We start from the raw sequence: 13,679 nt of genomic DNA, 5'->3' as shown, positions 1-13,679 counted from the left end.
CAAATGGGATGTACCCACGCAAATGAGAAGAGGTCGTCATTTACTGTAACAAGCACAGTGATTCCATACAGCGATGAGCGGAACAGGATGAGACGGGGTGCACGTTCCTCTGGAGAGGAGGTGAATCTATATGGCTTCTTTAATCAAGCTGAATGTGACGGCGACAGCCTCAGCACAAACGCTGTCAGGCGGAACGGTTACGACGGAAGTCAGTCCTTCGACCTCAAGATACACGAGTACCGTTACGTTACCGATGATCGCTGGCAGTGTGACGACAATTCCGGATACGGCTTTCTTTGATGATAACGGTGATCCGATCACAGCAGGCAATCTGCCTGGACTTCCGACCAGAGGCTATGTCAATGTATATGTCAATGGTGTGCTGCAGCAGGGTGGACTCCTGACCTCCTTCACGACGACAGAAGTGGTGCTGGATACCGATCAAATCAGTGTGAATAATCCGGTGGTGATTGAGGTAGTGGACACGACAAATGCGGGGAACTCGACCATTACAGAAGAACCGACTGTTTCCCAGGCCGCAATTACGATTAACACGTAAGGTCATGATTAGAAAGACAACAAGAAAAGGACGGTAGCAGCATTCCGCTTGCTTCCGTCCTTTTGCATCATCCCCTGTAAGGGGAAGAACCTGATTAGCCGTTAATAATTTCGCCACCGTTAATATGAATCACTTGTCCTGTCATATAGGATGCGTCCTGGGATGCCAGGAACACATAGCTTGGCGCCAGTTCCGCCGGTTGCCCAGCTCGCTGCATCGGGGTGCTGGCACCGAATTGGGCGACTTCATCCGCTTCAAAGGTAGAAGGGATAAGCGGAGTCCAGATCGGGCCGGGTGCGACAGCGTTGACGCGAATGCCGCGTTCCGCGAGCTGAAGGGACAACGATCGGGTGAAAGCCACAATGGCACCTTTTGTAGACGAGTAATCCAGCAGTTTTTTGTGGCCCCTGTAGGCCACAACTGAAGCGGTGTTAATAATGCTGCTGCCTTGCTTCAGTTGAGGCAGGGCAGCCTTGGTCAAGTAAAAGGGGGCGAAGATATTGGTTTTGAAAGTTCGCTCAAATTGTTCGGCGGAAATGTCCTCAATGCTCGTTTGCGGGTGCTGTTCTGCCGCGTTATTGACCAGAATATCGAGGCCGCCAAGTTCTTTCACACAGCGCTCGACAACCTGTTTGCAAAACACTTCCTCACCCAGATCACCTGGCAAGAGCAGGCAGTTTCTGCCCAGTGCCTCGATCTCTTCCTGGGTTTGTACCGCGTCCTCATGTTCATTCAAATAGACAATGCAGACGTCGGCCCCTTCCTTTGCAAAGGCGATCGAGACGGCTCGCCCAATGCCGCTGTCTCCCCCGGTTACGAGGGCTACTTTGCGTTGCAGCTTGCCTGCCGGCATGTAATTGCTCACTTGATAGACCGGCAATGGATTCATCTCGGACTCAATGCCGGGCCGTTGATGCTGGTGCTGGGCTGGAAACGTTTGATCGGCAGATTGTTGTGAATCGGACATGCAAATTCCTCCTTGTTGATCTTGTATATCAGTTTGGTAAGGTATGTGGTTATCTACTCTCCATATATATCCGCAAGATGGATCATTTAAACATTCTCTTGACGGTTCTTTTAGGAAAGAGGCCCTGTCAATTATTTGCTGATTGAATGATTCGCACAACGGGTATATATACCTGTATAAATCTCATTCTATAAATAGAGAAGAAAGAGGAGGAGGAGCATGGCTGGAGACATACATAGGTCACATGCATGGACATCTTACAGCGGCTATAATCTGGCTTATTTGCTGGAGCAATACGAGGCTTACAGCGAAGATCCGCTGCAAGTTGAGGAAGAATATCGACGCTGGTTCGAAGAGGCTGGCCCCCCGCCTGCTGAGATGCAGTCTGAACGGGCAAGGGAGCTTCAAGGGAATCCGTTATCTACATCCTATCCCGAATTGGTGAAGAAAATTGCCGATCAGGCTGAGCGTACGCGATCCCTCGGGCATTTGTTCGCCCGGCTTGATCCGCTTGGCCTCAACCGTCAGCGCAATTCACTGGAGGATGAGGAGCTGGAGCTGGAGCCTTCCGATCTGGAAATGGCGAAGCAGCTTCCCGCGCATTATGTGCTGGAGCAGCCGCCTGGTTCAATTCAGCATGCGCAGGATGCGCTTGCGTATTTGCGGAAGGTCTATACAGGCACGATTGCCTATGAGTTTGCGCATATTTTTGCCAACCGGGAGCGGGCCTGGTTTCGGGAACAGATTGAATCGGAACAATGGCCGCCAGTTTTGTCCACCGAGGAGAAGAAATCGCTGCTGGAACGTCTTGTCCAGGTACATGAGCTGGAAGACTATTTGCAGCACACCTTCGTCGGTCAGAAACGGTTTTCGATTGAGGGCAACGATGTGCTGGTCCCGATGCTGGATGAACTCATCCGCTGCAGTCAGGCGGAAGGAACTCGGAAAATGCTGCTCGGTATGGCGCATCGCGGGAGGCTAAACGTCCTCGCGCATGTATTGAAAAAGCCGTATTCCACCATATTCTCAGAATTTTATTATGCCTCCGGCTCCAGTCAGTTGCAGGCGAGTCCAGATGAGGAAGAGAAAAAGCATCTCGGCTGGACGGGGGATGTGAAATATCACCTGGGGGCTTCGTGCACGTACGGGGATGATTTCGAAATCGTGCTGGCCAACAATCCGAGTCATTTGGAATATGTCAACCCGATCGTGGAGGGGATGACAAGGGCTGCACAAGAGCGCAGAGATGAAGCTGGCATGCCCAAGCAGAAATTAAATGAAGCCGTGACGGTCATCCTGCATGGCGACGCCGCCTTTATCGGTGAGGGCATTGTGCCGGAGACGCTGAATTTTAATCGGCTGGAAGGATATCGAAATGGGGGGACGATCCATTTTATCGTCAATAATGGGCTAGGCTTCACCACACAGCCCATCGAAGCGAGATCGACCCATTATGCCAGCGATGTCGCCAAAGGCTTCGATATTCCGGTTCTTCATGTGAATGCAGATGACCCTGAGGCCTGTATGGCTGCGGTTCGTCTCGCTTGTCAATATCGAAACAGTTTTCATAAGGACATTGTGATTGATCTGATCGGCTATCGCAGGCACGGTCACAATGAGATGGATGATCCATCCGCTACCCAGCCGCGTCTGTATGAGAAGGTGAATCAGCATCCGCCGGTTTCCAAAAGATATGCCGAGTGGCTGAGTAAGCAGGGCGTGCTGGATACGTCCGAGGTGAGCGGGATGAGAGAGCAGGCACAATCGAGCCTGAAAAAAGCGTACGAGGAAATGAAAGAGCTCGATCCCTCATCCTGGCGTGAGGTGCTCATAGAAGAAGGGATGTCCAAGCTGGAATCTGCATCGGCCTTTCAAGAACTGAAACAACCGAAGAAGATGTCCCTCGAACAGCTTGCCCAGTGGAATGAAGAGTTGCTGGATATCCCTGATCATATCGAAGTGTATCCCAAGTTAAGAAAAATCTTGGAACGAAGAAGAAAAATGCTGGAATCCGATGGCAAGGTGGATTGGGGACTCGCAGAAGCGTTGGCGTTTGCCAGTATTTTGAGCGAAGGGATTCCAATTCGAATGAGCGGGCAGGACAGTCAGCGCGGTACTTTTGCTCATCGCCACGCCGTTCTGCATGATATCCAGTCCAGAGAGCAGTATGTACCGCTTCAGCATCTGTCCACAGCAAAAGCCTCCTTTATTCTCTATAACAGTCCGCTATCTGAGGCGGCGGTACTCGGTTATGAATACGGGTATCAGCAGATCGCGTCGGAGGCACTCGTATTATGGGAAGCGCAGTTTGGTGATTTTGGCAATGCCGCACAGGTGATCATCGATCAGTTTATTTCTTCCGGTCTTGCGAAGTGGAAGCAGTACTCCAATATCGTGCTGCTGCTGCCGCACGGATACGAAGGGCAAGGGCCGGAGCATTCCAGCGCCAGACTGGAGCGCTTTTTGCATATGTCTGCCGAAGGAAACTGGATTGTTGCGAACGTTTCAACGAGTGCACAATATTTTCATTTATTGCGCCGACAGGCTGAGCAATCCGGCACACGGCGAGCACGCCCTCTTATCGTGATGTCGCCGAAAAGCTTGCTGCGAAGTCGAAGAGCTGCTGCGGACCCGAACGAACTGATCAACAGCTCATTTAAAAAACTCTATGAAGATCCACTGCTTGGAAGCGATCGGGAGCAAGTGACTCGCTTGATCTTGTGCAGCGGCAAGGTCGCTGTGGATCTGCAGGAGGCGATTGAGGAACACGAATCCGACTGGAGCTGGCTTCATATCGTGCGGGTCGAGCAATTATATCCGTTCCCGATGGCAGAGCTGGAAGAATTCCTGCAAGAGCTCCCCGCTCTCAAAGAAATGGTGTGGGTACAGGAGGAGCCGCAAAATATGGGGGCCTGGCGATTTGTACAGCCTCATTTGAACATACTGGCTCCTGAGGACGTGAAGGTGCAGTCCATCAGTCGTCCGCCCCGTTCCAGTACAGCCAGTGGCTACGCGGCTGTGCATGAAAATGAGCAAAAACAGATGATTGCCGATGCATTGCAGTTGAATCGAGACGGCAAGTAAAGGTCGCGATCAGGTGCGAAGAGAAACGGAAGACGGATATCACTTTTATACCGGATAGACAAGGGAGTGGGAGAAGATGGCTGAAGTAAAGGTACCGGATATGGGCGAGTCCATTTCTGAAGGAACCTTGATTAAATGGTATGTGAAAAAAGGAGATCGTGTGACGCAGGGTGACCTGCTCGCAGAACTGGAGACAGACAAGGTCAATGTGGAGATTAATGCGGAGATGGATGGGCACATCGAGGACATTCACCATTCCGAAGGCGATACGGTTGAGGTGGGACAGGTCATCGCAACGATGAGCGAAGGCTCTCCGTCCAATGCGGAATCCACAGATTCAAAGGATTCAGATGCGTCTGCTTCCGATTCACCGATTTCCGAAGAGGGATCAAGGGAGTCCGAGCAAGATAAATCCGAGGCAAATGGGTCATCAAGACCAGATCAGAACCGACAGCAGGCAGATGATATGGAAGCCTATTATGCCACCCCGTCTGCTCGCAAATATGCCAGAGAGCATGGCATCAGACTTGGCGATGTGGAGGCACGTGATCCATACGGCCGATTGAAGAAAGAGGATGTGCGGGAACAGCATCGCAAGCAGCAGTCTTCATCCGGGGCCTCTTCCTCTGAGGAGAATCAAACTGCGGAAGACCATGCTCCAAAACAAACGAGTCAAAAGCGTGATCAAGCCTCTGAATCAACATCCGCACAGGCATCTGGGCAGAAGACACAGCCTTCAAACAAGGATGGAGCCTCGCAGGATGAAGACGGCATCAAGCGCGAGCGAATGTCACGCCGGAGACAGACGATTGCCAAGCGCCTTGTTGATGCGCAGCATCAATCGGCTATGCTGACCACATTCAATGAAGTGGACATGACGGCGATCTTGGATTTGCGCAAGCGTCGCAAGGATCGTTTCCAGGAAAAGCATGATGTCAAGCTGGGCTTCATGTCCTTTTTCACCAAAGCCGTCATTGGGGCATTGAAGGCGTACCCGAGACTGAATGCCGAGATTGACGGGGAGGATATGCTGATCAAATCCTTCTATGATATTGGTATCGCTGTCTCCGCCAAAGAGGGTCTGGTCGTTCCGGTTCTGCGCGATGCGGATCGCAAAAGCTTTGCCGAGCTGGAGCAGGAGATTGCCGAATTGGCACGAAAGGCACAAGAAAACAAGCTGACGCTCAGAGAATTGCAGGGAGGCAGCTTTACGATTACGAATGGCGGAGTGTTCGGTTCCCTGCTGTCTACCCCGATACTGAATCCGCCGCAAGTAGGCATTTTGGGCATGCACAAGATTCAGCTTCGACCGATTGCCATCGATGAGGAAAGAATGGAGAATCGTCCGATGATGTATATCGCGCTGTCGTACGATCATCGCATTGTGGACGGAGCCGAAGCGGTACAATTTCTCGTTCGTCTGAAGGAACTGCTGGAAGACCCCGAAGCACTCATGCTGGAAGGATGAAAGCCTTCTCATCTCATCTAGCGAATGGTTTCATCCGATATTGATATTAGATTGCGATCAATGCCCGTGATAGACTATGAATAAGAGATGAATCATAGCTCTGATCCATAGACAACAGATCGGATAACGGGAGCTTCGGAGGGAAACCAGATGATCAAAACGAATGAACGACTCCAGACAGACGCAGATTTTGAAAATGCTGTATTGTTTAAATCACGGGTAGCGGTCTTGCAATATGGCATGACCGTAGACTATGGCGGTGTGATCCAGTCGTTGGACGCGGAATATGTGAAAATCAATGAACGTTATTACCAGAAGGCTTCGTATGAGTTCCGGGTTCGCTAAGGTCCAGGCTTGAGTACGGAACGGGTTCGATATGTAGATATGAAGTTATGCAGGATATGAGATATTTAGATACGTGGAAAGTCAGATGTGTAAATATGTAGGACAGAAGAAAGCTTGCTGCGGCAAGCTTTCTTTCTTTTGTGCCAAAACCCCTTTATAATGAAAAAACAGAAGCACAGGGTGAACTTGTAGGAGGTACAAAGTGATGAAGCAATTTTTCTCGATCTTTTTAAAAATCGTCATTCCCGCCATTCTGATTATTGCCATTTTCCAGTTTCATGTGCTCGCAGGGATCGGTGCGCTGGCCGTTTATGTCGGCATCGCGATCATCCGGCTGCGTGTACGCTGGTATGCGCTTCGCGGAAATGTCGCTTATGCCAACGGCAATGTCAAGGCAGCGCAGGAACTGCTGGACAAAGCCGCTCGTACGGGAAAGGCAGATGCCAAAATTTTGAATGGCTATGGCTACTTGCTGCTGACACAGGGACAAGTGGAAGCCGCAGAAGAATGGGTGCTGCAGGCACTGGAGAAATCTGAGAGCCGCCAGGATCAGATGAACAGCAAGATCAATCTCTCGCTTGTGCTGTGGCTGAAAGGTGAGCAGGGAAGAGCGATTCTACAGCTGAGAGAATTGAACAAGGAAATGAAAAATACGATTATTTACGGCAATCTGGGCTATTTCCTCGTTTTGCGCGGTTACCTGGAGGAAGCGCTGGAGTATAATCTGGAAGCCTACACGTTTAACGGGGAGAGTAAGACGATTCTTGACAACCTGGGTCAGACGTATTATTTGATGGGAGATATGGAGAAAGCCCAAGAGATATATCGGAAGCTGATACCGATGAAACCGACGATTGCAGAGCCGTATTACTATTACGCTTGTACGCTGGAACAGCTGGACGAGACGGAAGAAGCCATCCTGCAATTGGAACGTGCGCTGGAATATGAGGTATCGCTGATCAGTTCGATTCAGAAGAGCATGATTGAGCAGAAGCTCGAAGCGCTGCGTGCGCGTGCAACGGTACAGCTGGATAAGCAGGCAAGTGAAGAAGAGGATGGATTCGTGCAGACAGAGTCATGAGTCTTGCCTCGTCTGATTGAGTTAGGACGTTCCGTCGCGCGTGATTGAGGTTGTGTATGGTTTCAGGTGTGATCGTACAATCTAGTGGTAAGCATGGCTGACTAGAGGTGCGAAAGGGGGACATACATTGCACTCACCGATTCATCGGCTCTGGCAGGCCATCATCGTGGGGCTTGTTGCGCTGGTGTGCACGCAAGGGGTAGCTGCGGCCTGGAGCGAGCCGTATGCAGAGATCACAGGAGCGGATCGGTGTCCTGTCCAGGTGGATGTGATGATCGATGCAGGTCATGGTGGTGTCGATGGCGGAGCGAGCTATGGTCGAGTGCTGGAGAAGGATCTTAATCTGGCGATTGCCCGCAGGCTGTATCGTACCCTGCAAGAGCGAGGATACCGGACGATCCTTAATCGAGATCGGGATGTGGCGCTGAGTGAGGAGAACGAATGGCACCGGGTGTCTTCGCGCCATTTGCGTGACCTTTCCCAGCGCAAGCATTTGGCGATGACGGTGCGTCCCAAGCTTCTGTTGAGTCTTCATATGAATGTTTCCCGAGATCCGCGCGACCGGGGTCCCTGGGTGATCTATCAACACAATCGGATTAGCTATGAGGCCGCGACGATTGTCCAGCATCATCTGAATCGTCTGTATGACATGCAACAGGTGGCCCGGATGGGCAAGCCGTATTACTTGCTCAGGCAAGATCTGGTGCCGGCGATGATTGTCGAGATGGGGTTCATCTCCAATCCGCAGGATCGAAGCTGGCTGATGACGCCGCACGGACAGGAGCAGATGGCCGCCGCGCTCGGTGACGCCATGGACGAGATCTTTTATTTGATGTATTAACAAGGCATTGCCCCATTCTTGCACAATCGGATGGGGTTTTGTTATTCAATCCGGTATAATGGGGTATATAGATAGAGATGACAGCAAGAAAGACAACATGAGACAGATACGAAAGGACGTCGTACATGAAGCCGCAGCATCTTTTTTTTGATCTGGATGATACCTTGATTCATTGCAATCGATATTTTATAGATGTTCTACAATTATTTGGCGCAAAGATGGTGCACTGGTTTCAGGCTTATCAGATTCCGGCTGAGGACATTCTGAAAAAACAGGAGGAGCTGGACCTGATCGGGGTGAAGAAGCACGGATTTCTGAAGGAGCGTTTTCCTGAATCGCTGGTGGAGACCTATCATTACTTTGCAGGCGTAACAGGTCGAGCAGTCCAAACAGAAGAAGAGCATGCCCTGATGGAGCTTGGCTTCCGTGTGTATGACCAGCAGTTCGAGGCGTATCCTCATATGGAGGATGTACTGACCGAACTGGAGGAGGCAGGTCATCGTCTGTATTTATATACAGGCGGAGTGCCTGAAGTGCAGTATGTCAAAATTAAGCAGCAGGAGCTGGAACGATTTTTTGAGGATCGTATTTTCATCGTTCAGCATAAAAATATCGAAGCCCTCCAATCGATACTCGATCGCCACGACCTGGAGCCGTCGGATTGCTGGATGATCGGCAACTCGCTTCGAACGGACATCGCGCCGGCACTGGAAGCAGGCATGCATGCTGTTCATCTTGCCCGCTCCTCTGAATGGCAGTTCAATGTCATCGAAATTGAGCATGAGCCAAACGGGGCCTATTTTTCTATAGAGGCCATTCGGGAAATTCCGGATCGCCTGCACGATTGGCTAAACAACTCTCAGTCCGAATAATGGCTTCAATAGCTTGCAAGTCTGACCAAGCCGGGAGGAGGAGCATTTCATGATTATCGATGAAAAGTATATTCAACGACCCTATGGATTGAATTATGGTAATCCCGTTAATACCAATCGGGTCCAGCGCATTGCTCGTGTCCAGCGGGTGGAGAAGCAGTTTGCCGAAGAGCAGAGGGAAGAGAAGGAAGCAGCCGAACAGGAGCAGCAACGCCAGTCCTTTCAACGGGCGATGGCGAACCAGAAGGACACCATGTTGAAACGCGATGTCCATCTTCAGGCTAAGCACGATGCGGAACTGCAGGTTATGGATTCCCGTTCGGCAGAGGCCGATACGGAGGAGGAGTGGGTTCGCGTTCCCAGGGTTTACTACGATCGACTCATCCAGGAAAATGAGCAGATGAAACGTCGCCTGGAACGGATACGAGGCGCCTGGTCTTATCGATTGAACAGCCTCACCAACGGAGAATTGAGCTATCTGGTGGAGCTGAATGAAGAGGAGATCAGAAGTCTGTCTGCCTCTATGCTGTACGAAGAGCTCCAGCGTACGAAGGAGCAGGCTGCCCGTTCTTTGCCTCTGGAATCGCCAGAGGCCATCCACATCGACCGGATTGTCATCAGGAAATCGGGCGATCCTGATCCTGCCGATCCTGCCACGAACTAGACATTCGTCCATACCAAACTCCAGCCATTCGCATAACGTATAGGGTAAACGTCCAAAGGCGAATATGCGAGGAAGGAAGGGTTGGATATGGAACCGATTTATCCGATTTGTGAAGAGAAAATTCGTCCACACATTGGCAAGCCAGTGTGTGCCGTTCTTCATGATGGTACACATATTTATGGCAATGTAGCGGGCTTTGAAGGCGATCAATTGATGCTCCGCTTTGATGATCGTGTGGGGACGTACGGGGAAGCGGCTGGCGGGAAGGTCAGCTCGAAGAAAAAAAAGGCAGGCTCAGCCGGCAAATCAGCGGCAGTGAAAAATAAGGGCAAGAAGAAACAGGGACAGGCAGAGATCGCAGGGTATTATCCGTATGGTCCTTACCCGTATTACCCGGGGTATGGCGCTGGCCTGTTTGCTTTGTCGGTCGGTCTGATTGCCGCGCTGTTTGTTGCTCCTTTCTTCTTCATTTGAGTCCATTCAAAAAGCTGTGCATCGGTTGCATGCTGTCTACTCAGCAACCGGGCACAGCTTTTTTGGGTCACGTATATCATAGGTGTTATCGATTAATCCAACACGGCAGAAATATGCTCATTCGTAATCGACCAGTGCGAGGCATTCCATTCCGGGAATTTGTTCTTGATGAGCATGACTTGCGGAGATTCATGCTTCACCTTCATATCCTCGGCAATCTGATTGGAAACAGGGCGAGATTCAATGACTTTGACAAGTACATAATCGACCCCTTCATTGTCTTTGGACAGATAGTCCTCATATTCACGAAGACCGTTGGCACTAACCGGACAGGTCGTGCTGTGCTTGAACAGCAGGACAGGCTTTTGTGCGGAGCTATCCAGCACATCTTTCCATTGATCAACCGTTGTAATTTCTCTCCAATTTGCCATATAGCAATCCCTCCCACGCGATAAAGCGCACACCCTTGTTTCGCTGTGTGTGCCTGTTTATGTCATCCTGTTCAGTGTATCATATTGAAATGGGAAAACCAAAAAGACGATCAGCCATCAGACCGGAGAACGGGGATGATGACCTTTTGATCCTGATCTAGCTGGGAGAAGGGATCTCATAATCCGGCTCATCCGTTTTCTTGGTAAAAGCAATCAAGGTAATTTCCTCTCCCAGTTCCTGATGAAGCTGCTGTTCGAGCTGCTTGATCTGTTCTACGATTTCCGGGCGCTGATTCAGCCTGGCGAATGGATAGGCATCCTGGTTCATCATCTTCCCCTCCTTCTTCCTTCTGCTTAGATTCTTCGATTTGCTTGCGGGTTATGCATCTGTGTTATACTTTCAGATGAAACCTTAGTTAGCGGGGAGGAATCACGTTGAAAATCGTCTCAATTGAACCGACACCAAGTCCAAATACAATGAAATTAAATATGGATACAACCGTGGATCGGGCACGTACGTATACGCCGGAATATGCGGACAAGGCTCCGGCATACATGCAGCGTATTTTAGCCATTCCCGATGTGAAGAGCGTGTTTCAAACCGCTGATTTTATTGCGGTGGATCGCAAGCCAAACCGGGACTGGAAAGCGATCCTGAATCAGATTCGTGCTGTATTTGGTGAGCACGATACGGATAGCCACTCGGCCTCGGCAGATGATCACTTCGGTGAAGTAAAGGTCTATGTGCAGGTTTTTCGTAAAATTCCGATGCAAATTCGAGTCAAGACAGAACTGTCAGAAGTAAGAGAAACGCTCTCACCGCGTTTCGTAGAAGCTTCCATGCGTGCGGGCATGTCTTCACCAAACCTGATCAAGGAACGCAAGCTGGAAGACTGGGGTGTGCGCTACGGCGAGCCGGCAGAGATTGCAGCGGACGTTCAGGCAGAGATTGAAGCATCGTATGATGAGGCCCGACTGCATGCGCTGGAAGAACAGGCGAAGAAGGTTCAGCCAGGGGAAGAGATCGAGATTGTCCTGCAGGACTGGAGTGTGGAAGAGCTCCTACCGATTATGGACGATCCGGATTGGAGACGGCGTTATGCGGCCTTCGAACAGATGGAGCCTGTGCCTGAGATGATGCCGGTCATCAAGAAGGCGCTGCACGATGACAATGTGTCCATACGGAGACTGGCGGTCGTGTATCTGGGAGAAATCAAGGAGTACGAAGGCCTGCTGGAGCTGCTGATTGACGCTCTTCGCGATGCCTCCGCATCCGTTCGCCGGACAGCAGGCGATACCCTCTCTGATCTGGGTGATCCTGCCGCAACTGCCGCCATGTGCGAAGCGTTGAAGGACAAGAACAAGCTGGTGCGCTGGCGTGCGGCCCGCTTCCTGTATGAAGTAGGGGAAGACCATGCGCTCCCTGCATTGCGCGAGGCTGAGGATGATCCCGAATTCGAGGTCAGCTTGCAGGTTCGGATGGCGATCGAGCGAATGGAAGGCGGAGAGAAAGCGGCTGGGACGGTTTGGCAGCAGATGACACGTCTGCGGAATGAGGAATAAGGAACGGGATTTCATTAGAAGCTACTACTGAGGTGATGCAACGATGCTGAGTGGAGCTTTGCGTGCAGCCATGACGGCGATTGGCAGTGCACAATTATTGAAAATACCGTTTGAGAAGTGGCAGACCGGGCATTGGAATCCTGCTGCGGCGATATCATCAGGGGGCATGCCGAGCTCTCATTCCGCAGGGGTTACGGCTCTGGCTACGTATGTGGGATTGAAAAAAGGAATTCAGAGTGTAGATTTCGCGCTGGCCACTGTCTTCGGCCTGATTGTCATGTATGATGCCATGGGCATTCGCAGACATGCGGGCGAGATCGCCATGGAAGTCAATCAATTGGAGAAAATGGTGGAAAAGCTGGCTATCGATCATTATCGGGAGTATCATGATCAGCGTGAGCAGCAATTGAAGGAGATGCTGGGGCATATGCCACAGGAGGTAGCCGTTGGTGCCCTATACGGCACGCTCGTAGGCGGACTGTGTTATGCTTCACATCGGTTGGTGGCAAGATGCAAATAGGCGACAACGAGTGAGAGTGAGTGAATTCATCCATGGAACAAGTCATCAGGGTACAAACACAGGAAGAACTGGATGCCTGCTTGCGCATCCGCCAAAAGGTATTTGTCGAAGAACAGCAGGTACCAGCCGAGCTGGAAATTGACGATTGGGATGCCTCTGTGACCGTCTGCCAGCATGTGCTGATGAAGCTGGACAGCCAGGCTGTGGGGGCAGCCCGATACCGGCCCTATCCCGATGAGCCGAAGCTGGCCAAGTTGCAGCGATTTGCTGTGCTTAAGGAATACCGGGGCACAGGCCTGGGTCGCAAGATGCTGGAGAAAATGGAGCAATATGCACAACAGGATGGATACGATGGCATGATTCTGGATGGACAGGTCAGAGCCCGTCCCTTTTATGAGAAGGCTGGTTATGCACCCGTATCGGAAGATATATTTATGGATGCGGGCATTCCACATATTCAAATGGTCAAACGGTTCTGAGGGTTCTGAGCGGTGTCTGCTGAATAAGCTGCCTGCTTCACGGGCAATCTATGCGGTATCCCGTGAAGAATGGAGGCAAATCGATATGCACGATCAAAGAGAGCAATTTATAGCCGTGCAAAAAAACAGCGATGGCGACCTGACCGCCTTCAAGACCTCGACAGGACGCATGTTGAATTATGAAGAGGCTCTGCAGGAAGTCCAGTCCGGTATGATCGCAGGGGTGAATGTCTTCAAAGGCAAGGACGGAGAGAGATATATCCGCGGTGATGCTGACGGCGACCCTAGCAATAACCTCGATCAGCTTCCTGGATTTGAATAACGAAATTTG

The 13,679-nt window shown here is 51.0% G+C and carries 16 protein-coding genes; 13 read left to right on the top strand and 3 right to left on the bottom strand.

Annotation, left to right across the window (positions count from 1 at the left end; all coding sequences use genetic code 11):
* The first annotated feature begins 130 nt into the window (after positions 1-130).
* Positions 131-559 (top strand): DUF4183 domain-containing protein, encoded by a 429-nt coding sequence (locus ACFSUC_RS01550; RefSeq protein WP_379927626.1) that lies wholly within the window; start codon positions 131-133, stop codon positions 557-559.
* Between the two features lie 94 nt (positions 560-653).
* Here ACFSUC_RS01550 and ACFSUC_RS01545 read toward each other — a convergent pair whose 3' ends face one another.
* Complete coding sequence (locus ACFSUC_RS01545; protein ID WP_379927625.1) at positions 654-1,526, bottom strand: SDR family oxidoreductase; 873 nt, start codon at positions 1,524-1,526, stop codon at positions 654-656.
* Between the two features lie 219 nt (positions 1,527-1,745).
* Between ACFSUC_RS01545 and ACFSUC_RS01540 the strand changes: the two genes are divergently transcribed.
* The 8 genes from ACFSUC_RS01540 (at position 1,746) to ACFSUC_RS01505 (ending at position 10,355) form a co-directional block, all read left to right on the top strand.
* Complete coding sequence (locus tag ACFSUC_RS01540; protein ID WP_379927624.1) at positions 1,746-4,610, top strand: 2-oxoglutarate dehydrogenase E1 component; 2,865 nt, start codon at positions 1,746-1,748, stop codon at positions 4,608-4,610.
* Positions 4,611-4,686: 76 nt separating this feature from the next.
* Complete coding sequence (odhB, locus tag ACFSUC_RS01535) at positions 4,687-6,078, top strand: 2-oxoglutarate dehydrogenase complex dihydrolipoyllysine-residue succinyltransferase (RefSeq protein WP_379927623.1); 1,392 nt, start codon at positions 4,687-4,689, stop codon at positions 6,076-6,078.
* Positions 6,079-6,228: 150 nt separating this feature from the next.
* A complete protein-coding gene (locus tag ACFSUC_RS01530; RefSeq protein ID WP_379927621.1) occupies positions 6,229-6,423 on the top strand; it encodes a hypothetical protein in 195 nt (64 codons plus the stop codon).
* A gap of 205 nt (positions 6,424-6,628) precedes the next feature.
* Positions 6,629-7,504, top strand: a complete 876-nt coding sequence (locus ACFSUC_RS01525) for a tetratricopeptide repeat protein (protein ID WP_379927619.1) — start codon at positions 6,629-6,631, stop codon at positions 7,502-7,504.
* 127 nt (positions 7,505-7,631) lie between these two features.
* Positions 7,632-8,345 carry an N-acetylmuramoyl-L-alanine amidase family protein gene (locus ACFSUC_RS01520; RefSeq protein WP_379927618.1) on the top strand — a complete coding sequence of 238 codons (714 nt, stop codon included), beginning with the start codon at positions 7,632-7,634 and terminating at the stop codon, positions 8,343-8,345.
* Between the two features lie 125 nt (positions 8,346-8,470).
* The gene (locus ACFSUC_RS01515; RefSeq protein WP_379927617.1) at positions 8,471-9,217 is read left to right on the top strand and encodes an HAD family hydrolase; all 747 of its coding nucleotides are present in this window, start codon (positions 8,471-8,473) and stop codon (positions 9,215-9,217) included.
* 49 nt (positions 9,218-9,266) lie between these two features.
* Positions 9,267-9,881 carry a hypothetical protein gene (locus tag ACFSUC_RS01510; RefSeq protein WP_379927616.1) on the top strand — a complete coding sequence of 205 codons (615 nt, stop codon included), beginning with the start codon at positions 9,267-9,269 and terminating at the stop codon, positions 9,879-9,881.
* Between the two features lie 87 nt (positions 9,882-9,968).
* Entirely contained in the window at positions 9,969-10,355 is a 387-nt protein-coding gene (locus ACFSUC_RS01505) for a hypothetical protein (protein ID WP_379927615.1), read from the top strand.
* A gap of 92 nt (positions 10,356-10,447) precedes the next feature.
* On the opposite strand, the gene ytxJ is transcribed toward ACFSUC_RS01505, so the two are convergent.
* A complete protein-coding gene (ytxJ, locus tag ACFSUC_RS01500) occupies positions 10,448-10,786 on the bottom strand; it encodes a bacillithiol system redox-active protein YtxJ (RefSeq protein ID WP_379927614.1) in 339 nt (112 codons plus the stop codon).
* 157 nt (positions 10,787-10,943) lie between these two features.
* Positions 10,944-11,117, bottom strand: a complete 174-nt coding sequence (locus ACFSUC_RS01495) for a hypothetical protein (protein ID WP_379927613.1) — start codon at positions 11,115-11,117, stop codon at positions 10,944-10,946.
* 104 nt (positions 11,118-11,221) lie between these two features.
* Here ACFSUC_RS01495 and ACFSUC_RS01490 point away from each other — a divergent pair, with 104 nt between their 5' ends.
* The 4 genes from ACFSUC_RS01490 (at position 11,222) to ACFSUC_RS01475 (ending at position 13,670) form a co-directional block, all read left to right on the top strand.
* On the top strand, positions 11,222-12,349 hold the full coding sequence (locus tag ACFSUC_RS01490; protein ID WP_379927612.1) for a conserved virulence factor C family protein: 1,128 nt from the start codon (positions 11,222-11,224) through the stop codon (positions 12,347-12,349).
* 43 nt (positions 12,350-12,392) lie between these two features.
* Entirely contained in the window at positions 12,393-12,869 is a 477-nt protein-coding gene (locus tag ACFSUC_RS01485; RefSeq protein WP_379927611.1) for a divergent PAP2 family protein, read from the top strand.
* Positions 12,870-12,901: 32 nt separating this feature from the next.
* The gene (locus ACFSUC_RS01480) at positions 12,902-13,348 is read left to right on the top strand and encodes a GNAT family N-acetyltransferase (protein ID WP_379927610.1); all 447 of its coding nucleotides are present in this window, start codon (positions 12,902-12,904) and stop codon (positions 13,346-13,348) included.
* Between the two features lie 85 nt (positions 13,349-13,433).
* Positions 13,434-13,670, top strand: coding sequence for a DUF3892 domain-containing protein (locus ACFSUC_RS01475; protein ID WP_379927609.1), 237 nt, complete (start codon positions 13,434-13,436; stop codon positions 13,668-13,670).
* The last annotated feature ends 9 nt before the right edge of the window (positions 13,671-13,679 follow it).

The sequence above is a fragment of the Marinicrinis sediminis genome, from assembly GCF_042685085.1.
In the GTDB taxonomy this organism is placed as follows: Bacteria; Bacillota; Bacilli; order Paenibacillales; family KCTC-33676; genus Marinicrinis; species Marinicrinis sediminis.
This window is presented reverse-complemented; position numbering and strand designations above follow the sequence as displayed.